This is a genomic window from Kutzneria kofuensis, assembly GCF_014203355.1.
GTDB lineage: Bacteria > Actinomycetota > Actinomycetes > Mycobacteriales > Pseudonocardiaceae > Kutzneria > Kutzneria kofuensis.
The window spans coordinates 319082-342960 of the sequence record NZ_JACHIR010000003.1; the positions used below are offsets into that span (position 1 = coordinate 319082).

Annotated in this window: 20 protein-coding genes; 11 read left to right on the top strand and 9 right to left on the bottom strand. The window is 69.9% G+C overall.

Translation table 11 applies throughout. From position 1 onward, the window contains the following. Positions 1 to 8: 8 nt before the first annotated feature. The gene (locus BJ998_RS43535; RefSeq protein ID WP_184870024.1) at positions 9 to 410 is read right to left on the bottom strand and encodes a VOC family protein; all 402 of its coding nucleotides are present in this window, start codon (positions 408 to 410) and stop codon (positions 9 to 11) included. A gap of 160 nt (positions 411 to 570) precedes the next feature. Between BJ998_RS43535 and BJ998_RS43540 the strand changes: the two genes are divergently transcribed. Then, the gene (locus BJ998_RS43540; RefSeq protein WP_184870025.1) at positions 571 to 1245 is read left to right on the top strand and encodes a DUF998 domain-containing protein; all 675 of its coding nucleotides are present in this window, start codon (positions 571 to 573) and stop codon (positions 1243 to 1245) included. 98 nt (positions 1246 to 1343) lie between these two features. Further along, entirely contained in the window at positions 1344 to 1763 is a 420-nt protein-coding gene (locus BJ998_RS43545; protein ID WP_184870026.1) for a PPOX class F420-dependent oxidoreductase, read from the top strand. A 133-nt stretch (positions 1764 to 1896) separates the two neighbouring features. Here the strand turns inward: BJ998_RS43545 and BJ998_RS43550 are convergent, their stop codons facing one another. Beyond that, on the bottom strand, positions 1897 to 4473 hold the full coding sequence (locus tag BJ998_RS43550) for a fibronectin type III domain-containing protein (RefSeq protein WP_184870027.1): 2577 nt from the start codon (positions 4471 to 4473) through the stop codon (positions 1897 to 1899). A 47-nt stretch (positions 4474 to 4520) separates the two neighbouring features. On the opposite strand from BJ998_RS43550, the gene BJ998_RS43555 reads away from it, so the two are divergent. Continuing rightward, positions 4521 to 5357 carry an LLM class F420-dependent oxidoreductase gene (locus BJ998_RS43555; RefSeq protein ID WP_184870028.1) on the top strand — a complete coding sequence of 279 codons (837 nt, stop codon included), beginning with the start codon at positions 4521 to 4523 and terminating at the stop codon, positions 5355 to 5357. 4 nt (positions 5358 to 5361) lie between these two features. Here the strand turns inward: BJ998_RS43555 and BJ998_RS43560 are convergent, their stop codons facing one another. The 3 genes from BJ998_RS43560 to BJ998_RS43570 form a co-directional block, all read right to left on the bottom strand. Beyond that, entirely contained in the window at positions 5362 to 7404 is a 2043-nt protein-coding gene (locus BJ998_RS43560; RefSeq protein WP_184870029.1) for an NEW3 domain-containing protein, read from the bottom strand. 397 nt (positions 7405 to 7801) lie between these two features. Beyond that, the gene (locus BJ998_RS43565) at positions 7802 to 8266 is read right to left on the bottom strand and encodes a hypothetical protein (RefSeq protein ID WP_184870030.1); all 465 of its coding nucleotides are present in this window, start codon (positions 8264 to 8266) and stop codon (positions 7802 to 7804) included. Between the two features lie 115 nt (positions 8267 to 8381). Next, on the bottom strand, positions 8382 to 9197 hold the full coding sequence (locus BJ998_RS43570; protein ID WP_184870031.1) for an IclR family transcriptional regulator: 816 nt from the start codon (positions 9195 to 9197) through the stop codon (positions 8382 to 8384). Between the two features lie 32 nt (positions 9198 to 9229). Here BJ998_RS43570 and BJ998_RS43575 point away from each other — a divergent pair, with 32 nt between their 5' ends. Next, positions 9230 to 10447, top strand: a complete 1218-nt coding sequence (locus tag BJ998_RS43575) for a 4-hydroxybenzoate 3-monooxygenase (RefSeq protein WP_246490110.1) — start codon at positions 9230 to 9232, stop codon at positions 10445 to 10447. Positions 10448 to 10477: 30 nt separating this feature from the next. Continuing rightward, a complete protein-coding gene (locus tag BJ998_RS43580; protein ID WP_184870032.1) occupies positions 10478 to 11095 on the top strand; it encodes an alpha-ketoglutarate-dependent dioxygenase AlkB in 618 nt (205 codons plus the stop codon). Here the strand turns inward: BJ998_RS43580 and BJ998_RS43585 are convergent. Then, positions 11061 to 11978, bottom strand: coding sequence for an SDR family NAD(P)-dependent oxidoreductase (locus BJ998_RS43585; RefSeq protein WP_184870033.1), 918 nt, complete (start codon positions 11976 to 11978; stop codon positions 11061 to 11063). The genes BJ998_RS43580 and BJ998_RS43585 overlap by 35 nt on opposite strands. Before the next feature lie 103 nt (positions 11979 to 12081). On the opposite strand from BJ998_RS43585, the gene BJ998_RS43590 reads away from it, so the two are divergent. Then, positions 12082 to 12888 carry a helix-turn-helix transcriptional regulator gene (locus BJ998_RS43590; protein ID WP_184870034.1) on the top strand — a complete coding sequence of 269 codons (807 nt, stop codon included), beginning with the start codon at positions 12082 to 12084 and terminating at the stop codon, positions 12886 to 12888. Positions 12889 to 12923: 35 nt separating this feature from the next. Continuing rightward, on the top strand, positions 12924 to 14336 hold the full coding sequence (locus tag BJ998_RS43595; RefSeq protein ID WP_312890669.1) for a trypsin-like serine protease: 1413 nt from the start codon (positions 12924 to 12926) through the stop codon (positions 14334 to 14336). Here BJ998_RS43595 and BJ998_RS43600 read toward each other — a convergent pair. Beyond that, the gene (locus BJ998_RS43600) at positions 14333 to 15886 is read right to left on the bottom strand and encodes a phytoene desaturase family protein (protein WP_184870035.1); all 1554 of its coding nucleotides are present in this window, start codon (positions 15884 to 15886) and stop codon (positions 14333 to 14335) included. The genes BJ998_RS43595 and BJ998_RS43600 overlap by 4 nt on opposite strands. Before the next feature lie 22 nt (positions 15887 to 15908). Here BJ998_RS43600 and BJ998_RS43605 point away from each other — a divergent pair, with 22 nt between their 5' ends. The 3 genes from BJ998_RS43605 to BJ998_RS43615 all read left to right on the top strand — a co-directional run bounded on the left by BJ998_RS43605 (position 15909) and on the right by BJ998_RS43615 (position 21619). After that, positions 15909 to 16547 carry an HAD family hydrolase gene (locus tag BJ998_RS43605; RefSeq protein ID WP_184870036.1) on the top strand — a complete coding sequence of 213 codons (639 nt, stop codon included), beginning with the start codon at positions 15909 to 15911 and terminating at the stop codon, positions 16545 to 16547. 176 nt (positions 16548 to 16723) lie between these two features. Then, a complete protein-coding gene (locus BJ998_RS43610; RefSeq protein WP_246490111.1) occupies positions 16724 to 19048 on the top strand; it encodes a ricin-type beta-trefoil lectin domain protein in 2325 nt (774 codons plus the stop codon). A 66-nt stretch (positions 19049 to 19114) separates the two neighbouring features. Beyond that, a complete protein-coding gene (locus BJ998_RS43615; RefSeq protein ID WP_184870037.1) occupies positions 19115 to 21619 on the top strand; it encodes a glutaminase domain-containing protein in 2505 nt (834 codons plus the stop codon). Between the two features lie 84 nt (positions 21620 to 21703). Here the strand turns inward: BJ998_RS43615 and BJ998_RS43620 are convergent, their stop codons facing one another. Next, complete coding sequence (locus tag BJ998_RS43620) at positions 21704 to 22528, bottom strand: S1 family peptidase (protein ID WP_184870038.1); 825 nt, start codon at positions 22526 to 22528, stop codon at positions 21704 to 21706. Between the two features lie 38 nt (positions 22529 to 22566). Then, on the bottom strand, positions 22567 to 22878 hold the full coding sequence (locus tag BJ998_RS43625; RefSeq protein WP_312890670.1) for an ArsR/SmtB family transcription factor: 312 nt from the start codon (positions 22876 to 22878) through the stop codon (positions 22567 to 22569). Positions 22879 to 22945: 67 nt separating this feature from the next. Between BJ998_RS43625 and BJ998_RS43630 the strand changes: the two genes are divergently transcribed. Beyond that, the gene (locus tag BJ998_RS43630) at positions 22946 to 23824 is read left to right on the top strand and encodes an NAD(P)-dependent oxidoreductase (protein WP_184870039.1); all 879 of its coding nucleotides are present in this window, start codon (positions 22946 to 22948) and stop codon (positions 23822 to 23824) included. Positions 23825 to 23879 lie beyond the last annotated feature (55 nt).

Below are 23879 nucleotides of genomic sequence, written 5' to 3' on the forward strand. Positions count from 1 at the left end.
GCAAGGGGTCAGCCGGCGATGTTGACCAGCCAGTGGATGCCGAACTTGTCCTGGCAGGAGCCGAACACGTCGCCCCACATCTGCTTGTCCAACGGCACGTTCACGGTGCCGCCGTCGATGAGCTTCTCCCAGTAGCCGCGCAGCTCCGCGTCGTCGTCGCCGGACAGGCTCACCGTGATGTTGCTGCCCGGCTTGTACTCCATGCCGGGCGGGGTGTCGGCCGCCATCAGCGTGTAGCCGCTGGGGGTGGTCAGCTGGCCGTGCATGATCTTGTCGGCGAGCTCGCCGCCCTGGCCGAACTGCCCGAAGGTGTTGAGGTTCAGGTCGCCGCCGAACACTGCCTGGTAGAACTCCATGGCCTGGCGGGCGTCGCCGTCGAAGCTGATATAGGGGTTGAGCTGTGAGCCCATGGGGTGCTCCTCGGGTAGGGAACAGGCCGCCATCCTCGCACCGCGGGTGGGGCCCGACAACGCGGCGTGTCCGCCGATCACGTGAAAACCCGAGGTCAGGACTAAGGTCCCTGGCGTGATGCGCCGATCAAGTGGACACCGACTGCGCGCGGAGGCGGCCATGAGCCCGACTGCTCGATCCCCAGAGGACACACTCGTCCACTCGTACCTGTACCTGCGGCGTGCCATCGGCATCATCGGCACGGCGCTGCCGGCGGTGCTGATCATCGGCAAGCTGATCGTCGAAGGCGGCGGACTGCAGGACTCGATCAGCGCCTACTTCTACACCGACATGCGCGGCGTGTTCGTCGGCAGCATGTGCGCGGTGGGCGCGTTCCTGTTGTCCTACCGCGGATACGACGTCATCGACGACGTCGCCGGCAACCTCGCCGGCATCGCCGCCATCGGCGTCGGGCTGTTCCCCACGGCGCCCGAGAACCCGTCGAGCACCGCCGCGCTGATCGGCGTGCTGCACCTGGTGTTCGCGTCGATCTTCTTCCTGACCATCGCGTTCTTCGCCATCTTCCTGTTCCGCCGCTCCAGCGAGATGGGGCCGACCGAGCGGAAGCTGCAACGCAACCGGCTCTACCTGACCTGCGGGGTCGTGATCATCGGGTGCCTGCTGGCGATCGCCGCCGTGCACCAGTTCTTCAACGCGGCGACCGCCGCCGTGCACCCCGAGCTGTGGCTGGAGTCCATCGCCGTGATGGCCTTCGGGATCGCGTGGCTGACCAAGGGCGAGGCCATCCTCGGCGACGTCTTCCCGACGCCCGCCGCGGCCGTGACCGAGGCGTGATCCTTTCCCGGGCCTGAATCCTCCCTGGGCTTGATCTCCAGGATGGTGGAGGTTGCAGACTGGGTTCGCAGCCTCCACCACAGGAAAGGTCGGCCATCGTGTCCTTCACCGACGTCGAGTTGGACTACCTCGCCGCTCAGCCGCTCGGGCGACTCGCCACCGTCCAGCCCGACGGCACCCTCCAGGTGAGCCCCGTCGGCTTCCGGTACAACGCGGCGACCGGCACCATCGACATCGGCGGCTACAACATGGCCGCCAGCCGCAAGTTCCGCAACGTCGCCGCCAACGGCCGCGTCGCCTTCGTCGTCGACGACGTCGTCTCCACCTCGCCGTGGCGGGTGCGCTGCCTGGAGATCCGTGGCTCCGGCGAGGCCCTCCTCGACCCCTCCGACGGCGGCAGCCAGCTGTCCGGCCCCATCATCCGCGTCCACCCGCGCCGCATCATCAGCTTCGGCCTGCAGCCCGAGGACCAGGACCGCGAGCCGCACACCCTCCGCCCCAACAACAGGAACGTCTGATCCGGCCGGATGAGAACTCGGCCGATGACCGGATCTGCCCCGGGTAGAAAAGACCACCACGCCGGCTCGGGCCGGCGTGGTGGCGGGTGTTCTCGTCGGCTCGGCGAGGATCGTGCGAACCTCGCCGCCGACGCTATGAGTTGGTCGTCGCCTTCACGGTCACGGCGGCGCCGGGGCCGTCGGCGGTGACGGCGGCGATGGTGAAGGTGTAGTCGGTGGCCGGCTTGAGGCCGTCGACCACGCGGACCATGCCCTTGGCGGTCGGCTGCGTCACCAGGGCGTCCCGGCCGTTGACGGTGATGGTGCGACCGTCGGACACGGTGATGACGTAGGCGATGACGGGCGTGTCACCCATGTTCGCCGGGGGAGTCCAGTGCAGGCTGACGGCGCTGGACGAGGGGAGGGCCCTGCCGCCGGTGGGGGCGTCGGACAGCTTGCCGGCCAGCGGGCCGGGCGTGACCGGTGCGGCGGGCAGCGAGGGAGTGCTGGCGCCGAAGCGGTTGTGGGCCCGAACGGTGACCACATAGGACGTTCCGTTGGTGAGCCCGTCGACCACGGCGTACCCCTGCTTGCTGAACTGCGCGGCGGGAATGCTCACGGTCTTCCCGCCGGCGGTGATCAGGTAGCTGTCCAGGGGAGCGTTGTTGAAGGCGTACGTGGGGTTCCACGTCACGTAGACCTTGCCGTCGGCGGCGAAGGAGCCGACCCGGGTCGGCTGGGCCGGCGGACCGTCACCGCCGACGTGACGGGAGAGCAGCCCACGGTAGGCGGGCTCGAGGCCGGCATTGTCCACAATGGACTTGGGGGCGGCGGAGGGGTTGTCCAGCAGGTGGTTTCCCTGAGTGATGACGCCCTTGTTGTTGCCGTCCTTGTCGCCCTGGTCCCAGTAGTTGCCCTGGATCAGCGTCGGGTCGTTGTTGCCCAGCTTGTCCCGGTAGTCCACGTGCGTGCTGCCGACGTTGGCGTAGGGCGTGCCGTACACGACGTTGCCGACGATGTTCTCGTAGGTGTTGCCGTTGTCGGTGTAGATGCCCTTGCCCAGCCCCAACTGCCCGTAGATCACGTTGCCGGTGACCTTCTCGCCGGTCTCCAGCGAGCTGCCGGTGATGCCCTGGGTGTAGATGCCGCCGCCGTCGTCCAGCGACAGCATGTAGTCGTGGATCAGGTTGTCCGACACGATGTTGTCGTGCGAGTTGTTGGGCGTCGCGGCGACCTGGATCTTGTCGGGCCAGCCGCCCCAGCCCATCGAGATCGCGGAGTACGCCACGTGGTCGATCTGGTTGTGCGAGATGACGTCGTGCTGGCTGTAGCCGTTGAGGATCGCGACCCCGCCGTGGAACTCCCGCGGCAGGCCGTAGAGGTGGTTGTCCAGCACCTGCACGTCGTGCGTGCTGCCGGTGGTGGGCTGGTCGACCCCGCCGATCTCGATGCCGTTGCCGGAGATGTCGGTGAAGATGTTGCCGCGCACCAGGGTGTTCGCGGTGTTGCCGGCCAGCCGCAGCCCGGCCGCGCCGAGGTGGGTGAACACGGAGTCGCTGAACTCCAGGCCGGTGCTGTCGGTCACGGTGACGTTGCCCGGTTCGGGCGTCCACGACGCGTAGGGGCACTTGCCGTTGGGGACGAACTGGCACAGGCCCTGCACGGCCCAGCCGTCGGGGCCGGTGTTGGTGTAGCCGGCCTGGATCTCGGAGAAGCCCTCCGGCGACGACGGCGTCAGCCATGTCGCGTACGAGTACTGGATCCCGCGGAACGACACGTCGCGCAACCCGGAGGCGGTGATCAGCTGCTCCAGCGCCGGCGCCTCGACGTCGGCGGTGCGCAGGTTCTCACCCGGCCGGGGCATGTAGTAGACGGTGTGCGACGACCGGTCCAGGTACCACTCGCCGGGCGTGTCCAGCACCTCGAACGCGTTCTCCACGTACGTCGGGTGCCGGCCGTTGGTCAGGTCGTACGGGCCGACCATGTTGACGCTGCGTCCGGGAATGTTGGGGAACACGACACGTTTGGTGGAATTGTCCCAGCACGGCTGGGCCATGGTGATGGTGGTGCCGCTCATGGACCCGATCGGGCAGCGCGGTTCGGTCCACTGCCCGAGGCCGTCACGCTGGATGTTCCACAGCGCCTCGCCGGCGGTGTAGACGAACTCGATGTCCGACGGATTCCGCCAACCGGCCATGGTCGGCGCGGACGCGGTGTAGCCGGTCGCGGTCGCCTTCACCGTGACCGGGAGTGGGCCTTGCGCCCGCTGCTCACGCACACCGTTGACGTACAGCTGCCGCGTGTTGTCCAGGCCCTTCGGCGCCGGCGCGGCGAACAGGCCGGGCTTGCCCGGCACCGCGTGCCAGCCGGTGACCTGCTTGCCGCCGCTGATCTCGGTTCCGGGGCTGCCCTGCCAGATCACGCGATGACCGTTGACACCGGAGTCCCGCGCGTCCAGCCGCAGCGGCTGTGACAGATCGAACACCCCCGGCGCGAGGTGCACGGTGATGTCCCCGCCGGCGTGGGGCGCCCGCTCGCGCACCAGCGCCTGCGCGCGTTGCAGCGTGCGGACCGGCTGCTGCGACGTGCCTGGTAGCCGGTCGTTCCCGCTCGGGGACACGTAGACGTCCGCGCCGCGTGACCCGGACGCGTCCGCCGGGGTGGCGGTCAGCGCGACGGCGGAGATCACCGCCGCGGCCGCACCGACCGCCAGCTGGACTGATCGTTTCATGAGGACTCCACATCGTGATCGCACAACGATCGGCGTACGGTGCGTCCATGGACATCGGTGTTGCCGTCTTCGCCACGCCCGATACCGTCGCCCCAGGGCCGCTCGCGCGGCTGGTCGAGGAGCGCGGGTACGAGTCGCTGTTCTTCCCGGAGCACACCCACATCCCGGCGGACCGTCGCTCTCCTTACCCTGGCGGCGGCGAGCTTCCCCGCAAGTACGCCCACACCTACGACCTGTTCGTCACGCTGGCGGCGGCGGCCGCGGCGACGACGAGCCTGCGGGTGGGCAGCGGGATCTGTCTGGTGAACCAGCGCGACCCGATCACCACGGCCAAGGAGGTCGCGAGCGTCGACCACCTCTCCGGTGGGCGGCTGGAGTTCGGGGTCGGCGCCGGCTGGAACCGCGAGGAGATGGAGAACCACGGCACCGACCCGCGGACCCGGATGCGGCTGATGGCCGAGCGGGTCGAGGCCATGAAGGCGATCTGGACCTCGGAGGAGGCCTCCTACGCCGGCGAGTTCGTCAAGTTCGACCGGATCTGGTCCTGGCCGAAGCCGGCGCAGCGGCCGCACCCGCCGGTGCTGATCGGCGGCAACGGTCCGACCGTCGGCGACCGGGTGGTCGAGTTCGGCGACGGCTGGATGCCGAACTACGGTGGCCGAGCCGACGACATCGTGGGCCGCGCGCGGGAGATGCAGGTGCGGACCGACCGGAAGCTGGACTTCGTGCTGATGGGCGCGCCGGCCAAGGCGTCGTCGCTGGAGCGGTTCGAGGCGGCCGGTTTCCGACGCGTCGTGTTCTGGCTGCCCTCGGCCGGCCGCGGCCCGATCGAGCGGGCGCTCGACCGGTTCGAGACGGCGGTGGCTGAGCTGCACGGCGAGTAGGCCCTCAGCCGACGGTGAACGAGCCGAAGTCGGCCCGGCCGTCGACGTATTTGTTGTGGGACGTGGTGAACACGCCGACGTCCTCGGTTCCGGTCGCGGACGGCACGGTGATCGTCGCGACGGTGCTCCAGGTGGTTCCGTCCACCGAGTACTGTCCGGTGAACGCCGTGCCGTCGCGCACCAGCCGCAGCCCCACCGGCGCGGTCACGCCAGCCACGGTCCTGGACGACTCCAGTTGGCCGTTGCCATCGGCGTCCCACTGGAGCTGGATGCCCTTGCTCGGCGTCACCTCCAGCGTGACATAGCCGGCGGAGCTGTCCGCTTTGGACAGATCGTCGCGCGCGATCAGGCCGGACTTGGTGGCGGCGTTGCGGTTCTGCTGCGACAGCACCTGCACGGTGGCCGTGCCGGTGGTGTCGAGGCCCTGCGGCAGGTAGATGGCGCCGTACTGGTTGTTGGTGCCGGACACGTCCGAACCGGCGGCGATGACCGCCAGGCGGCTGCCGAGCTGGCCGAACTGCGGTCGGGTCGTGGAGTCGACGGCGGCGAACGTCTTCAGCGGGGCCTGCACGGGCGTCGGCCGGTGCAGATCCTCGGTGAAGGACTGCCTGCCGTTCAACGAGATCGTGAACTGTTCGGTCGGCAGCGGGGTGTCAACGGCCGGCGGGATCAGCCGGTACGTGACCGAGCGGCTCGCGCCGGGCGGGACAACCGGGATCAGCTCGTCGTGGGAGGGCCGGGCCGACCAGCCGGCCGGCAGCGTCAGGTGCAGCTGGTTCCAGACCGCCGGCAGCAGGCCGTCGTTCGTCACGGTCGCGGTGACGCTGCTGGTGTCCACAGCGGACAGTCCTACCACCACATGCGGCTGCGCCAGGCGCCGGCTGGGGGAGATCCGGTACATCGCGGACGCATGCGCCGGCAGCGCGGCGGTGATCCTGCCGGCGGACTCGGACGTGGTGTGCGCGAACAGGTCCCGCACCTCGTAGTCGAACGCCTTGCCGAGGCCGACCTGCCCAGCCGTGGTGGTGATCGTCGCCGGCGCGTCGGTCTCGTTGAACAGTGTGACCGCACGGCTGCCGTCGACCAGGGGCTTGGTCAGCACCCACAGGCCGTTGGCCGACGACACCGGCCGTCCCTGCGCACCGAGCGGATCCTGGTCCACCGCGATGATCTCCCGGTTGGTCAGGATCTCCTTGGTGGCGGCCGACATCGTGCGCACGTCGGTGCCGACGATCAGCGGCGCGGCCATCTCCGCCCACAGTGCGAAGTGCGACCGGTACTCCACGTCCGACATGCCGCCGTTGCCCACCTCCAGCATGTCCGGGTCGTTCCAGTGGTCCGGACCGGCCAGGTCGGGCAACGTGACGTTGGTGTGGAACAGCGACACCATGCGGGCGTAGTTGTCGTGGATGTCGCCGGTGGTGCGCCACAGGTTGCCGACCGTCGGCCAGGCCGAGTTCGGCACGCCGAAGTCGGTCTTCTCGCAGATGCTGAACACGATGCCGTGGCCGGTCAGCGCGTCCCGCATGGCCTTGTAGCGGGCGATCGTCGCGTCGACGTTCTGCCCGTCGGCGGGGACGTTGCAGTCGTCGTACTTGAGGTAGTCGACGTGCCAGTCGGCGAACAGCCGCGCGTCCTGCTGCTCGTGGCCGAGGCTGCCGGGGAAGCCGCCGCTCTTGGAGCACGTGCGCGTGCCGGAGTCCTCGTAGATGCCCAGCTTGAGGCCGCGGGCGTGCACGTAGTCGGCGAGCTTGGCGATACCGTCCGGGAACTTCTGCGGATCGGCGACGAGGTTGCCGTTGACGTCCCGGTCGGGCAGGGCCCAGCAGTCGTCGATGTTCACGTACTGGTAGCCGGCGTCCCGCATGCCGGTGGACACCAGCGTGTCCGCGGTCTGCTCCACCAGCTGCTGGTCGACGCTGCACCCGAAGGCGTTCCAGTCGTTCCACCCCATCGGCGGGGTCTCGGCCAGCCCGTTGTCCAGCGCGGCGGCCGGGGCCGCCAGTCCGGCCAGCAGGACCGGTACGACCGCTAAGACCCGGAACACATCCGACCTCCTCGCCCGTGACTGAGGTGAAACTAGGGCGGAGAACCTTTACAAGCAACCGTGACCGGCGGTTTTTAGGCCGAACGGCTCAGGCGATGCTGTGATACATCGGATCACTGGCCGGCTGAGTACCACTCGGAGACTCTGGTCAGGCCAGCCCGGCCAGCGCTTTGCGCACCGCGTCGGTGAGCTCGCCCGTCACGTGGTCCCAGGTCGAGGACGCTGAATCGTGTGAGCTGAGGGCGGCGACGATGTAGCGCCGGCCGTCGCCGACGACGCCGGTTGTCGGCGGCGTACTTCGACGTGGTGGACAGTGCCTTCATGACGACGGCACGGATCTTCTCGGGCGCCTGGTCGAGGATGTACCGATAGACCTTGACCACGTCGTCGGCGGTGATCAGGGTGTCGCCCCACCGGCCCGGATCCTCGGGGGCGGCACGTTCGGCAGGCCCATCAGCTGGATCGACCGGCGGATGATCGCGACGTCGCCGTATCGCGTCCACAATTGGTTGGCGATATGGTCATCGCTGCGCACCAGCATCGACGATATCTCGTTCTCGTCGGCGCCGTTCTGCAGTGCGTCGACCGCGATGAGCAGCTTCACGACCGATTCGGCGGGATATCGTGCCGTCGCATTGTCGCTCGTGACGACCTGGCCGGTCGTACGGTCGAACACCACCAGGGAGAAGCGGCCATCGGCTTCCGCTTCGGCGGCCGCCCACCCGGCGGCGCCAGGATCACCGGTGGAAGAGGTGGTCGTCACTCCGGCGGAGGTGGTTGAAGACGACGCCGTCACGACCACGGGGGACGGCTGGCTGCTGGTGGCGCGCACGTGCCCACAACCCACGAGCTCCAGCGACACGACCGCCAATACGAGGCTCGCTGGGATTCGCATGCCGGTTCAGTCGCGGGCATCGCGGAAAGGGGTGTCTGATCTGGTGAAACAACAACGTCACAGGGGTTGTGACATTGTTGTTTCACAATTGGAGGTCCCGGCGGTGGGTCTCGCGACGGACAGTGCGCGCCAGCCGCTGGCTGCTCGGCGCGCCCAGTACCCGGGAAATGCCGCGGGCCGCCGCGACGACCGCCGGCACGATCTCACGCGGCTGCGCGGACTCCGCCGGCACCACCACGGAGATGGCCGCCACCACGGTGTCGTCCGGCCCGCGCACGGGGGCGGCGACCGAGAGCGCCACCGTCTCCACGGTGCCGTCGGTGATCGCGTAGCCGTCGCGACGGACGTCGGCCAGAATTCGTCGGAGCTCCGATGGCCTGGTCTCGGTACGGGGCGTGAGCCGGCGCAGCGGCCCGGCCAGGATCGCCTCCTGCACGTCGACCGGGGCGTGCGCCAGCAGGACCACGCCGACGCCGGTGGCATGCGGGGCGAGGCGGCCGCCGACCCGGGAGATGATCGACACGGCGTCGCGGCCGGACAGCCGCTCCAGGTACAGCACCTCGTGCCCCTCCAGCACGGCGAGCTGCACGTGCTGGTGCGTCGCCTCGTAGAGGTCTTCCAGGAACGGCATCGCGGTCTCCCGCAGGCCGACGCCGCGCGGCGCGAGCGACGCGATCTCCCACAGCCGCAAGCCGATCCGGTACCGGCCGTCGTCGCCGCGTTCCAGCAGCCCGCCTGCGGCCAGCTCGGCGACCAGCCGGTGCGTCGACGTCAGCGGCAACCCGGTCCGCCGGCTGAGCTCGGACAGCGTCAGCGCCGACGCCCGCGCGGAGAAGGCGTCCAGCACGGCGATCAGGCGCGCGCCGACGCTGGCCGGCGAGGTGGTGCGAGGCGGCACGGAGCAACCCTTCCGTTCAACGGAAATCCGCGATGACCGGATCGAGTCTGGCTCCCATGCTGGACGCCGGCAACCAGGAGGAACGAGTGCGCACACAAGTCGGGATCATCGGGGCCGGTCCGGCCGGGCTGCTGCTGTCGCATCTGCTGCACCTGGGCGGCGTCGACTCGGTGGTGATCGAGGAGCGCAGCGAGGACTACGTGCGGCAGCGCGTGCGCGCCGGCGTGCTGGAGAACACCACCACCGACCTGCTGCGCGAGGTCGGTCTCGGCGAGCGGATGGACCGCGAGGGCCTGGTCCACGGCGGCATCTCGCTCCGCTTCGACGGCGCCGACCACCGGGTCGACTTCGAGGAGCTGGTCGGCCGCAACGTCACCGTGTACGGGCAGCAGGAAGTCGTGAAGGACCTCATCGCCGCCCGCAACCGTGACGGTGGCCAGCTCCTGTTCGACGTCAGCGACACCGCCGTGCACGACATCGACACCGACCGGCCGCGCATCACCTTCCGCGATTCCGCCGGGCAGCCACGGGAACTGCTCTGCGACGTGATCGCCGGCTGCGACGGGTTCCACGGCGTGAGCCGGAAATCCGTGCCGCACGAGGCCTACGACCACGCCTATCCGTTCGCCTGGCTGGGCATCCTCGCCAAGGCCGCGCCGACGCGGGAGGAGCTCGCGTACACCTACCACGAACGCGGCTTCGCCCTGTACAGCATGCGTTCGCCGGAGATCACCCGGCTCTACCTCCAGGTCGCTCCGGACGAGAACCTCGACGAGTGGCCGGACGACCGCGTCTGGGCCGAGCTGCACACCCGAATGGCCGTCGACGGTGAGAGTCCCGTCCTCGAAGGGCCGTTGCTGGACAAGGGAATCACCGCCATGCGCAGCTTCGTCGCCGCGCCCATGCGGCATGGCCGACTGTTCCTGGCCGGCGACGCCGCCCACATCGTGCCGCCCACCGGCGCCAAGGGCATGAACCTCGCCGTTGCCGACGTCCGGCTGCTGTCGCAGGCGTTGACGGAACTCCTCCGGCGCAACGACTCCAGGCTCGTCGAGTCCTATTCGGACACCGCACTGCAACGCGTCTGGCGGGCCGAGGCCTTCTCCTGGTCCATGACGTCCATGCTGCACATCCGGCCCGGCGCCGACGCCTTCCAGCGCCAGGTGCAGCTCGCCCAGCTGCGCTACACCGCCGGCAGCCGGGCCGCACTGACCAGCATCGCCGAGAACTACGTCGGCTTGCCCTGGTAATTCGAACACGCGTTCGATAGTGTCGAGGGTATGGCGTTGCAAGCTTCACTGTTCGACCAGGCCGAGGCGCCCGCACTCGGGCCGCTGACCGGCGTCCGCCGCACCCAGCTCACCGAGGGCGCGTGGATCGACGTGCTGCCGGGCTGGCTCACCGGTGCGGACCTGCTGTTCGAACGGCTGGTCGGGCACGTGCCCTGGTACGCCGAGCGCCGCCAGATGTACGACCGGATCGTCGACGTGCCGAGGCTGGTCTGCTTCTACCGAGAGCACGTCCCGCTGCCCGATCCGGTGCTGGACCGGGCCCGGGACGCGCTGACCGACCACTACGGCCCGGAGCTGGGGGAGCCGTTCCGCACGGCCGGCATGTGCTACTACCGCGACGGCCAGGACAGTGTCGCCTGGCACGGCGACAACACCGGCCGCAAGGTGGACCGAACCATGGTCGCCATCGTGTCGCTGGGCGCACCGAGGGCGCTCCTGCTCCGCCCCAAGGGCGGCGGCGAGAGCATCCGGCACATGCTCGGCCACGGCGACCTGATCGTCATGGGCGGCACCTGCCAGCGCACCTGGGAACACGCCGTGCCCAAGACGGCCAAGCCGGTCGGCCCGCGGATCAGCGTCCAGTTCCGGCCACGGGGTGTGCACTGAGCATCTGCTCGGTGACCTCCCACAGCCGCTCGGCGTTGGCCGGGTCCAGCGCCCACGCCGCGACGCCGTGCAGCAGGTCCTCCTCGCCGGAGGCCTCGTTGCAGTCCTCGAAGTACCGCCCGCCGACGCCTTCCAGCAGCGGCGACACCGCCAGCAGCACCGACGTCGCCGCGCCCTGCTGCGGCGTCTTCCAGTCAGAGGTGGAGCTGCGCACCTGGCCACCGACGTAGCGCTGGAGGTTGGTGGCGATCGCGCCCGGCATGAGGGCGTTCGCGGTGATGCCGTCGGCCGCCCACCGCCGGGTCGCCTCCACCGCGAACAACACGTTGGCGGTCTTGGACTGCCCGTAGGCGGCCCACTCCTCGTACGGGCGGTACGCGAAGTGGATGTCGTCGAAGATCACCGGCGACCGCTTGTTGGCGCTGGAGCTGACCACCACGATCCGGGCGTTCCCGGCCGCTGCCAAAGCCGGATGCAGGCCGGTCGCCAGCGCGAAGTGGCCGACGTGGTTGGTGGCGAACTGCATCTCCCAGCCCTCGGGCGTGTGCTGTTCCGGCATCGCCATCACGCCGGCGTTGTTGACCAGGATGTGCAGCGGCCCGTCCCAGCCCGCCACGAAGTCGGCGATGGTGCGCCGGTCGGCCAGGTCCACATGCGCCACCCGGACGTCGCCCCCGATCTCGGCGGCGACGCGCCTGCCGGCCTCGACATCACGGACGGCCAGCGTGACCTCGGCGCCGGCGCGGGCCAGCGTGCGGGCCGTCTCGACGCCGATGCCGGACGCCCCGCCGGTGACGATCGCGCGCCGACTGGACAGCGAGATGCCGGCGGCCACCTCGTCGGCGGTGGAGGCGAACCCGAACGGAGTCGTGATACGTGTCATGGGCATCAGCCTGCGACCGTCCACATGGGCCAGCCAGTGCTCCGTGGATCCTGGTACCGCCAGGGACAGTCACACCGGCCGGACCCGACCTAACCTGGAAAGCATGGACACGCGACTCGGCGAGTACCTGCGGGCCCGCCGCGAACTGCTGCGCCCGCAGGACGTGGGGCTGCCCGAGCAGGGCCGGCGCCGGGTGCCGGGGCTGCGCCGCGAGGAGCTGGCGATGCTCGCCGGCATCAGCAGCGACTACTACCTGCGGCTGGAGCAGGGGCGCGACCAGAACCCGTCCGAGCAGGTGCTGGAGTCCATCGCGCGAGCGTTGCAGCTGGACCAGGAGGCGACGGCGCACCTGCACGCCCTCGCCCGGCCGCACGTGCGGAAGAAGCCGGCCCGCAAGGTGGAAAAGGCGTCCGAGGGCATCCGGCAGCTGGTGATGTCGTGGACGGACACGCCCGCGTACGTGCAGAGCCGACTCCATGACGTGCTCGTGGCCAACCCGATGGCCACCGCGCTGTGCCCCAGCTACCGCGAGGGCGTGAACATGCTCCGGGAGGCGTTCCTCAACCCGGCCGTGCGCGCGATGTACCGGCGGGACTGGGATGCCATCCTCGCCGGCACCGTCGCCGGGCTGCGGGCCCTGGTCGGCCCCGACGTCGACGACCCCGCGTTGGCCGAGCTGGTCGGGGAGCTGTCCGTACGGAGCGAGGAGTTCCGCCGGCTGTGGGCCCGGCACGACGTCCGTCGCCGCACCAGCGGCGTCTCGTACCTCATGCACCCGATGGTCGGCGAACTGGACCTACGGCACGAAAAGCTCGCCGTGACCGGCGCCGACGGGCAGATTCTGGTGGTTTATCACGCCGAACCGGACAGTCGGTCCGCCCAGGCGCTGTCCCTGCTGCGGGCTCTGTAGAGTTCTCCCGTCGTCTCAACGACGAAGGGGGAGAAGTGCGCCGATTAGTCGTGCTCACCGCGGCGGTCGCGGTGGCCGTGCCGGCATTGGTCGCGTCCACGGTGAACGCGTCGGCCGTCGGGGGGAAGCCGACGCTCGACCCGGCCGCGGTGGCCGGCTCGATGAGCTATCTGGAGCAGGCCTACGGCGTCAGTCCGGCCGAGGCGCTGCGCCGATTGGAGCTGCAGCTCGACGCCACGCGGTTGGACACCACGTTGCGCGCCAAGGCTTCCGCCAGCTACGGCGGCATGGCGCTGGACCAGCAGCACGGCGGCGTGCTCACTGTGGACGCCACGGATCCGGCCGCGGTCAAGCCGTTCCTGGCCCAGCTGCCGGACCGCTCGCACGTGCGCACCCGAACCGTGGCGCATTCCCTGGCGGAGCTGACCAGCACCCGCGATCAGCTCGCCCAGCAGGTCGCCGCCGGCGCGGATTCCGAGTACCTGCCGGCCGTCGACCAGCAGGACAACAACGTCGTGCTGTGGCGGCGCACGCCGGGTGCCGCCGCGCCCAGGGCGATGGCCCAGGGCGGCGTCGTCGTGAAGGACCTGCCGATCCCGAAGCCGTTGTCCGGCCCGGTCGACTGGGGCTACTGCCATCCGCTGTTCTGTAGCGACTACGGTCCGATGCGCGGCGGCCTGCGGCTGGACTACACCCGTGACGACGGCAGCATGGGCGGCTGCACCACCAGCTTCAACGTGCGGTCCACCGGCGGCGGCTTCCCGAACAACACCGCCTGGGTCCTCACCGCCGGGCACTGCGCCCAGAACAAGTCGAACTTCACGCCGACCCAGCACAACGGAACGCCGGTCGTGAACCAGCACGGCGTGGAGAAGTACGCCTACCCGTACGACTACCAGTTCGTGCAGTACGTCGACCAGGCCACCGCCGACAAGTGGCTCAACAGCCAGACCCCGCACAACGAGGTCCTGCTGTACTGCCGCCCCGGCGGCCTGGACTCCACGCAGGCGTGCGACGGCGCGGACTCGGTGTCGGCGAACCAGTCGATCACCGGCATCCACCCGCTGGCCGACATCAAGCCCGGCTGGGTGGTCTGCGCCGACGGTTCGGCGTCGAACAGGCGGAACTACCCGCAGGCCGTGGACAGCGGCGCCGGCGTCGACTACCTGCCCGGCACCCGCTGCGGCCAGGTGACGTCCACCGACGTCGGCATCAACACCAACATCTGCGCCCGCCCCGGCGACAGTGGCGGTCCGCTGTTCAGCCAGGTCGACAACACCGCGCTCGGCATCCTGGAGGGCAACCTGCCCGGCCAGAACTTCAGCGGGCCGTGCACCAGCGGCGAGGCCAACAACTACTCGCCGATCGGCACGATCCTCGACGACGTCAACGCGTTCAGCGGCGGCAAGGGCGCGCACTTCGAGGTGATCACCACCCCGAACGGCTAGAACACGAGCCGGTTGGCGGCGCCGATGACCGACTTGTAGGCGCCGCCCCAGGTGGCGCGGGCCAGCGCGGCCCGCGCCGCGTTGCCGCCAGGGCCGCCGTGCACGCCGCCGCCGGGATGGGCCGAGGAACCGGCCAGAAAGAGGCGGTCGACGGGCGTGTCGGCGCGGCCGAGTCCCGGCGTGGGCCGGAAGACGAGCTGCTGACCGATGATCGCCGAACCGCCGCTGACGGTGCCGGTGAAGTCGTCCGGGCCCTGTACGTGCCGGGCGATGATCCGGTCGGCGAACCCGGGGGCATGCTTCTCCACGACCTGCTGGATCTTGTCCGCGAACCGCGTGACCCGGTCCTTGGTCCAGCGTTGTCCTTGCGGCACATGGGTGTACGCCCAGACGGACTCGGTGCCGGCGGGGGAGCGGGTCGGGTCGGCGGTCGTGGTCTGGCCGAGGAGCAGGAACGGGTTGCGGGGCGTGCGACCCATCGCCAGGTCCATGGAAGTGCCGGACATCATGTCCATGTCGCCGCCGAGATGCACGACACCCGCGTGCGCGGCTTCCTCTGCCGTCCACGGAATTGGGCCGCTCAGTGCCCAGTTCACCTTGATGGTGGCCGGATCCCAGTGGAACTTCTGTAGGTCCTTGAGCAGTCGTGACGGAAGGTGTTGCGCCGCAACGAGGTCTCGGTAGAGATGCGGCGCGGGAACATCGGCGAGCACCGCCTTGGTCGCCCGGACGGCGTCGCCCTCGTGGTCCCGGACGCCGACCGCCGTCCCGCGCGCGATCAGGACCTCGGTCACCCGCCGACCACATTCCACCTGTCCGCCAACGGATTCCAGCCTTCTCAGCAAGGCCGCCGTCAGTTGACCCGCGCCGCCCTCGGGCGTCGGATAGCCGAGGTCCTGGCCGACCATCGCCAGCAGCCAGCCGAACACCCCGCTGCCGGCGCTGTCGATCCCGGCGTCGGCGTGCATCGCGTTGCCGTTCACCAGAAGCTTCGCGCCTTCGCCGGCGAACCGCTCCTCGACCAGCACTCGCGACGACAACGTCAGCATCCTCGCCAGCCGCAGCGCGTCCGCGGATCCCGCCGCCCGTAACAACTTCCCGGCCGCGGCCACCGGCGGGAACGGCCGCAGCAGCGCTTCCACCAGCGGCGTCCGCACCTTCAGCCACTCGTCGTGCATCGCCCGCCAGGCGTCCGCGTCACCGACGTCGAACTGAGCCACCGACGCCATCGTCCGCGCGATGTCCCTCGCCAGCACGACCCCGCGCCCGTCCGGCAGCACGTGCGCCAGCACGTCCTCGGCGTGCCGCCACCGCAGCCCGTGCCGCTCCAACTGCAGGTCCGCGAACACCGGCGACGCCGCGGCCAGCGGGTACGACGAGCTGTACAGGTCCGTCACGAAGCCGGGCGCCGTCACCTCCGCGCTGCGCACCGAACCGCCCGGCTCGTCGGTCGCCTCCAGGACCAGCACCCGCCAGCCCGCGTCGGCCAGCAGGTTCGCCGCGACCAACCCGTTGTGCCCGGCCCCGACGATCACCGCGTCGAAGTCCATGCCCCCTCCTAGGATCGGCCTCATGCTCGCCCTCTTCGATCTTGACGGTACGCTCGCCGACCGCCGTGCCGGCCAGCACGCCTGGTCGGTGGAGTTCTGCGCCGACCACGGGTTCGATCCCGCCGAGGTCGACTGGCTCATGGCGGCCGACGGCAACGGGATGGTGACCAAGGAGGAGTACTTCGGCCGGGTCCGTGAGCGCTACGGGCTGGCGAGGTCCGTCGACGACCTGTGGCGGCAGTACCGCGACCGGCAGCCGACGCTGGTCCCCGCGTACGAGGGCATGCTCGACGGCCTGGAGCGGCTGCGCGCCGCCGGCTGGCGCATCGGCGTGGTCACCAACGGCTACGAGGACGTGCAGACCCTCACCCTGACCAGCTCCGGCATCGCCGAGCACGTGGACGGCTGGGCGATCTCCGCCGCCGAGAACGTCCGCAAGCCGGACGTCCGCCTGTTCGAGATCGCGGCCGCGCGGGCCGGCGCGCCGCTCGGGGACGGCTGGATGGTCGGCGACAACGCAGGCGCCGACATCGGCGGCGGCCGCGCCGCGGGCCTGCGCACCGCCTGGGTGCACCACGACCGCTCGTGGCCGGCCGAACTCGACGTGCCGGATCACATCGTCGCCGGGGCGGTGGAGGTGGTTCCGCTCATTCTGCGCTGACGGCGGCCCGGGATCATCCATACTCAACCGGACGTTTCGGACGAGGGGGGTGACGTGCGGGCCGGCCTCAACTGTCAACGCGTCATCCTTGTCCGCCCCTGGGGGACCGGGCAGCATGAGGGGTGCGCCATCGCTGACAACGATGTCAAAGCACCGCCGCCACGGTGCCAGGATGAATGGGGACAACCGTGGCCAGGATGTGGGCGATGCTGCTCGCCGCCGTGACGGCCGTCACGCTGGCGGGACCGACCACCGCCGATGCGGCGACCACCATCACGATCGACGGCACACACGGGGGCCGAACCTTCGACGGCATCGGCGCGATCAGCGGTGGCGGCGGCAACTCGAGGCTGTTGATCGACTACCCCGAGCCGCAGCGCGGCCAGGTGCTGGACTACCTGTTCAAGCCGGGCTACGGCGCGGACCTGCAGGTGCTGAAGCTGGAGATCGGCGGCGACGCCAACTCCACGGACGGCTCCGAGCCGAGCATCGAGCACACCAAAGGCGCGGTGAACTGCGACGGCGGCTACGAGTGGTGGCTCGCCGAGCAGGCCAAGGCCCGAAACCCGAACATCGAGCTGTACGGACTCGCCTGGGCGGCCCCGGGCTGGATCGGCGGCGGCAACTTCTGGTCTCAGGACATGGTCGACTACCTGATGACCTGGCTGGGCTGCGCCAAGCAGCACGGCCTGGCGATCAGCTTCCTCGGCGGCTGGAACGAGCGCGGCTACGACAAGGGCTGGTACGAGAACCTGCACAACACCCTGGCCGCGAAGGGCTACGGCGGCGTCAAGGTGGTCGGCGCGGACTCCGGCTGGGAGATCGCCGACGACATGGTGTCGGACCCGACCTTCGCCAGGTCGGTGGACATCGTCGGCGCGCACTACCCGTGCCGCGGCGGCGACGGCGGCGACGCGATCTCGTGCGGCACGACGTCGAACGCCCTGGCCACGGGCAAGCAGCTGTGGGCCAGTGAGAACGGGTCGCAGGACATCAACACCGGCACCGCCGCCCTGATCCGGTCCATCACCCGCGGCTACATCGACGCGAAGATGACCGCCTACCTGAACTGGCCGCTGCTCGCCGCGATCTACCCCAACTTGCCGTACAGCACGGTCGGCCTCGCGGTCGCGGCGTCGCCATGGTCGGGCGCGTACCGCACCGGCAAGAGCACGTGGGCGACCGCGCAGGTCACGCAGTTCACCAAGCCGGGCTGGCGCTTCATCGACTCCGCCAGCGGCTACCTCGGCACCAGCGGCAGCTACGTCACCCTGACCGACGGCCACGACTACAGCACGATCATCGAGACGTCCACGGCCACCGCCGCCCAGCAGGCGAGCTTCACGATCACCGGCGGCCTCAAGACGAGCACCGCGCACGTCTGGACGACCAGCCTCGGCAGCGGCCCCGACTTCCAGCACAGCGCCGACGTGAACGGCACCGCCTACTCGCTCACCCTGCAGCCGAACACGATCTACACCATCTCCACGACAACGGGCCAGGGCAAGGGCACTGCGGCCAGCCCGGCCGAGCACGGCCTGGCTTTGCCGTACCAGGACAACTTCGACGGCTATGCCAACGGCACGGAAGCCAAGTACCTGTCGGACATGCAGGGTTCGTACGAGGTCCAGCCGTGCACCGGTCGTAGCGGCAAGTGCCTGACCCAGATGGCGCCGGTCCGGCCGATCGAGTGGCAGGACGACTCCGACGCGTTCACCCTGATCGGCGACCAGGACTGGGGCAACTACACGGTTTCCGCCGATGTCCGGCTGGCCGGCGCCGGAACCGTGGAGCTGATGGGCCGTGCCAACGCCCAAGCCCGCCCGCAGTCCCACCAGGACGCCTACTACTTCCGCGTGAGCAACACCGGCGCGTGGTCGATCGCCTCCGGCGACACCACCGGCACGCTCACCACGCTGGCCAGCGGTACCACCACCGCCCTCGGCACGAACACCTGGCACACCCTCGCCGTCACCTTCCAGGGCTCGACGATCACCGGGTCGGTCGACGGCCACCAGGCCGGCTCGGCCACCGACGGCCGGTGGACCAACGGCCAGGCCGGTGTCGGCATCGTCGGCTACGCCACCGACCAGTTCGACAACCTGGCGATCACCCCCGGCACCGGCTCGCCGGCCCGATCCGGGCCGATCACGTCCGGAATCATGGGCAAGTGCGCCCAGGCCGGCGCCCAGGTCGTGATCTCCGACTGCGACGGCTCGGCCGCGCAGACGTGGACCGTCCGCAATGGAACGCTCGTGAACTCCGGGCAGTGCATGGACGTCACCGGCCAAGGCACCGCGAACGGCACGCTCGTCGAGCTGTGGGAGTGCAACGGCGGCAGCAACCAGCAGTGGACGCAGGCGTCGGACGGCAGCCTGCGCAGCGCGCAGTCCGGGAAGTGCCTGGACGATCCGGGATTCTCCACGACCAACGGCACCCAGCTGGAGATCTGGGACTGCAACGGCGGTTCGAACCAGCGGTGGCAGTTGCCGGCGGCTTGACCGGGCGAAACGGCCCGCTCCAACGGACTATAGATCAGGCTGATCAAAGGGGGCACAGTGGAACACATGTCACGACGCTCGGTGCTGAGACTCGCAGGCATGATGGCGGCGGCCGGCGCGCTGCCGATGATGACGGCGCCGGGTGCCGCGGACGCGGCGCCGGCCGGCACCTTCACACCACTGCGCCCGCCGGCGACGCCGCTGGCGGTACGGTCGCCGTACCTGTCGGCGTGGCACGCCGCCGACAACCTGCCCGGGGCTTGGTCGAGTTTCTGGAACGGCCGCACCACCGCGATCTGCGGCATCGTTCGCGTGGACGGGACATCGTACGTGTTCGCGGGCGCGCCGTCGCAACCGGCGATGCCGCAGCTGACGCAGACGTCGTTGCAGGTCACCGCAACCCGGTCGATCTACACGCTGACCGGCGGCGGCGTCACGCTGACGGTCACGTTCTTCTCCCCGGTCGACCCGGAGAACGTGCAGCGGCAGTGTGTTCCGCTCAGCTACGTCACGGTCGGCGTCGCCAGTGCCGACGGCAACCCGCACCGGGTGAGCGTGTATCTGGACATCTCCGCCGAGTGGGCCCACGGCGACAACAACCAGCTGGTGACCTGGCGTGAGCAGCAGACGGGTTCGACGACCGCGCTGACGTTCACGCCGGCCTCGCCCAGCCCGCTGGCCGAGAACAACGACCAGGCGTCGTGGGGAACGGTCGTGCTGGCCGGCGTGAACCGCAGCGGCCTGACGTGGCAGATCGGCCAGGACACCGTCGTGCGCGGCAACGCCGCCGCCACCGGCGCGCTGCCCGGCACGATCGACACGGACATGCCACGCCAGATCTCCAATCGCTGGCCGGTGCTCGGCCTGAACGCCGACCTCGGCTCCGTCGGGTCGAGCACGGCCGAGTTCACCGCCGTGCTCGGCCACATCCGCACGCCGGTCGTGAGCTACCTGACCAACTCGCTGAGTCCATGGTGGACTCACTACTGGTCGACCTGGCAGTCCATGATGGACTGGTTCGTCGCCGACCGGTCCGCCGCGCTGTCCCGAGCGGTCGCGCTGGACGCGCAGCTCAACCAGGACGCCACCGCCGCCGCCGGGCCCAAGTACGCCGCGATCTGCGCGCTGGCCGTTCGGCAGGCCATGGGCGCCACGGAACTGGTGGACCGCAACGGATCCCCGTGGGCGATGCTGAAGGAGATCTCGTCCAACGGCAACATGTGCACGGTCGACGTGATCTATCCGGCGTTTCCGGGCTACCTGTACCTCGGCCCGGCCTACCTGCGGCTGCTGCTGGAGCCGCTGTTCGACTACGCCGAGCACGGCGGCTGGCCGAAGGTGTTCGCCGAGCACGACCTCGGCACACACTACCCGAACGCCACCGGGCACAACGACGGCGAAGAGGAGGACATGCCGGTCGAGGAGTCGGCCAACATGCTGATCATGTCCGCCGCGCTGACCCAGCACCTGCCGGCGGCCGACGCGCGGTCCTTCGCGCAGGCGCACTACGCCATCCTCAAGCAGTGGGCCGACTATCTCGTCGACAACACCCTGGATCCCGGCTACCAGAACCAGACCGACGACTTCACCGGCTTCATCGCGCACAGCGCCAACCTCGCGCTCAAGGGCATCGTCGGCGTCGGCGCGATGAGCCTGATCGCGCGGTTCCTCGGCAACGCCGTCGAGGCCGACCACTACCTGTCGGTGGCGCGGTCGTACATCAGCCAGTGGTTCGACCTCGCCCAGGACCCGTCCGGCACGCACCTGAAGATGGCGTACGACCAGAACAACACCTGGAGCCTCAAGTACAACGGGTATCCCGACGAGCTGCTGGGGCTGGACCTGGTGCCGGAGGCCGTGCACGCCCAGGAGGCCAGCTGGTACCAGGCCAACGCCGGCGCGTACGGCGTGCTGCTGGATCCGCGCAACGACTACACCAAGGCCGACTGGGAGATCTGGACCGCCGCGTGGCTGGCGGACCGCCCGGCGCGGGACACGCTGATCAACGGCGTGTTCAACTTCGCCAACTCCACCAGCGGTCGGGTGCCCGTGTCCGACTGGTACCGGGTCGCCAACGGCACCGTCGTGACCTTCGCCGCGCGTCCGGTCGTCGGCGGCTTCCTCGCGCTGCTGCCGCAGCGACAAACCGGTGTGACGCAATGGGTTCGTATTCAGAACAAGCACAGCGGCAAGCTGCTGGCCGTGCAGGACCAGTCCACCGCCAACAGCGCCGAGGTCACCCAGTACTCGGACAACGGCACGCCCGACCACCTGTGGGCGATCGTCCCCGACGGCCCCGGCGTCGTGCGGATCGTCAACCGCCACAGCGGCAAGGTGCTCGCCGTGCACGTCCAGTCCACCGACGACGGCGCCCATGTGCAGCAGTACGTCGACAACGGCACCCCCGACCACCTGTGGCGCATCGTCGACGCCGGCGACGGCTGGTCGAAGATCGTCAACGTGCACAGCGGCAAGGTGCTGGCCGTGCAGGACCAGTCCACCGCCGACTCCGCCCAGGTCACCCAGTGGTCCGACAACGGCACCGAGGACCACCTCTGGCGCCTCCTCTGACCCCCGCGAGTCCCGCTCTCAGACACACCGAATGGAGGTTTCGGGCAGCCGTGACACGGGTTCACGGCTGCCGGAGGGCCTTGATCAGGTGGTGATCGTCCTCAGGATCCAGGCGAGGTGGGCCGGCACGCTCGTGTAGAAGTTCGGAGCCGTGCCCGGCTCGGTCTGCGGGAACTTGTCGCCGACGGCGGGGCCATGGCTGCACACGCCGAGGAGCAGCCACTGGCCGCCCGCCTTCGCCAGCACGGGACCGCCGGAGTCGCCCGCGGCCGCGTTGGCGTGTCGCGAGACGCTGCCGACACAGGGTTCGTACCACGGGTTCTGCTTGGTCGGGATCGCCGAGTCCATGCACTGCTCCGGCGACAGGATCTCGGTGTCCAACTGCTGGAGCATCTTCGGTGCGGTGTACGTCGTGCAGCCGGCGTCAGCACACATCTTGCCCCAGCCGATTGCCCGGACCGGCTGCGGCTGCGTGGACAGTCCGAAGTGGACGGGCCGCTCCGGCACCGGCGTGTTCAGCTTCACCAGGGCCATGTCGGCCTCGTACCGGTCGGTGCCGTCCTCGGGCCAGCTGCCGTAACCGGGATTGGTGACGATCTTCGTCACGCTCCGCAGGTCGCCGCCGGTGCTGTTGTCGGCCGAGCCGATCCGAACCTGGTACAGCTCCGGGTGTTCCTCGGCGCCGTGGACGCAGTGCCCGGCCGTGATCACCCACTGCGGGGCGATCAGGGAGGCGCCGCACCACTGCCCGAACGGGGAGCCCGGCGGGAACTTCGTCTGCAGCGACGCCATGAACGGATAGGCTCGGTCGGCCGGTCGGCCGCCGATGATCGCCTCCGCCGGCGGGGCAGCGCTCAGGCCGATGAGCAGGGTGACCGTCAACAGCGCGATCATGCGCAGGGTTCGCATGCCGGCGACGCTAGGGTCGCCGACATTTCACCGGCGTATCACCGGGCGAGCGCCGCCAGCACCGCGTCGAGCAGACCGGGAAAGCGGGCGTTGAGGTCTTCGGTGCGCAGCCGCACCACCCGGTTGCGCCCCTCCATGGTCGTCAGCGTGACGCCGGCCTCGCGCAGGACCCGGTAGTGGTGGGAGATCGTCGACTTGTGCAGGTCCAGGTCGGTGCCGGCGTGGTTGCAGATCTCGCCGTCGGTCGAGGCCAGCATCGCGACGATGGCCAGCCGCGCCGGGTCGGACAGCGCGTGCATGACCGCGGCCAGGCTGATGTCGGCCGCGGCCGGGTGGAACGAGGTACGCACGAAACCGACGCTAGCAGACCGTTTTATGGTTTGATGGTCTTGCAACCGTCAAACCAGGGGGAGTGACATGACCAGCGTGACCGTGCTCGGCCTCGGACCCATGGGCCAGGCTTTGACCAGCGCATTTGTCGCCGCCGGCCATCAGACGACGGCTTGGAGCCGCAGTCCGGGCACGCCGGCTCCGGTTGGCGCCGCCCGAGCCACTTCGGCGACCGAGGCCATCGAGGCCGGCGAGTTGACCGTCGTGTGCGTACGCGGGGAGGCGGCCGTGGCGGCGGTGCTCGACCCCATCGACGACCTCGCCGGCCGCGCCGTGATCAACCTGACCTCGGGTTCGCCGGTCCAGGCCCGAGCCCGCGCAGCCTGGGCCGCCGAGCGGAAGGTCGACTATCTCGCCGGCGCGATCATGACGCCCACGCCGAGCATCGGCACGCCCGCCGCGCTGACGCTCTACAGCGGTCCGGAGTCCCTCCACCGCCGCTGGGCCGACACCCTCGCCGCCCTCGGCGGCACCGCGCGCTACCTCGGCGCGGACCCCGGCCGCGCCGCCGCCTTCGACGTCTCGCTGCTGGACATGTTCTGGCAGTCCGTCTCCGGCATCGTCCACGGCCTCGCTCTGGCCCGGGCCGAGGGCATCTCCGGCTCGGATCTCGTTCCGTTCGGCCGAACCATGGCCGGCCTGCTGCCCGACATGGTCACCCGCTTCGCCGGCCAACTCGACCGGGGCGAGTTCCCCGGCACCCGCTCCACCATCGCCTCCGCCGAGCCCGGCCTCGCGCACATCGCCGAGACCGCCGAGTACCACAACATCGATGCCTCGTCCCTGCACGCCGGCCTGACCCTGATCCGGCGTGCCATCGCCGCCGGCCACGCCACCGACGGCCTGGCCCGCCTGGCCGACGTCCTGAACCCCCGCGAGTCCCGCTCTCAGGCACACCGAATGTAGGTTCCCGGCACCCCGCGAGTCCCGCCCAGCGTCACACCGAAACGACGAATCCGTT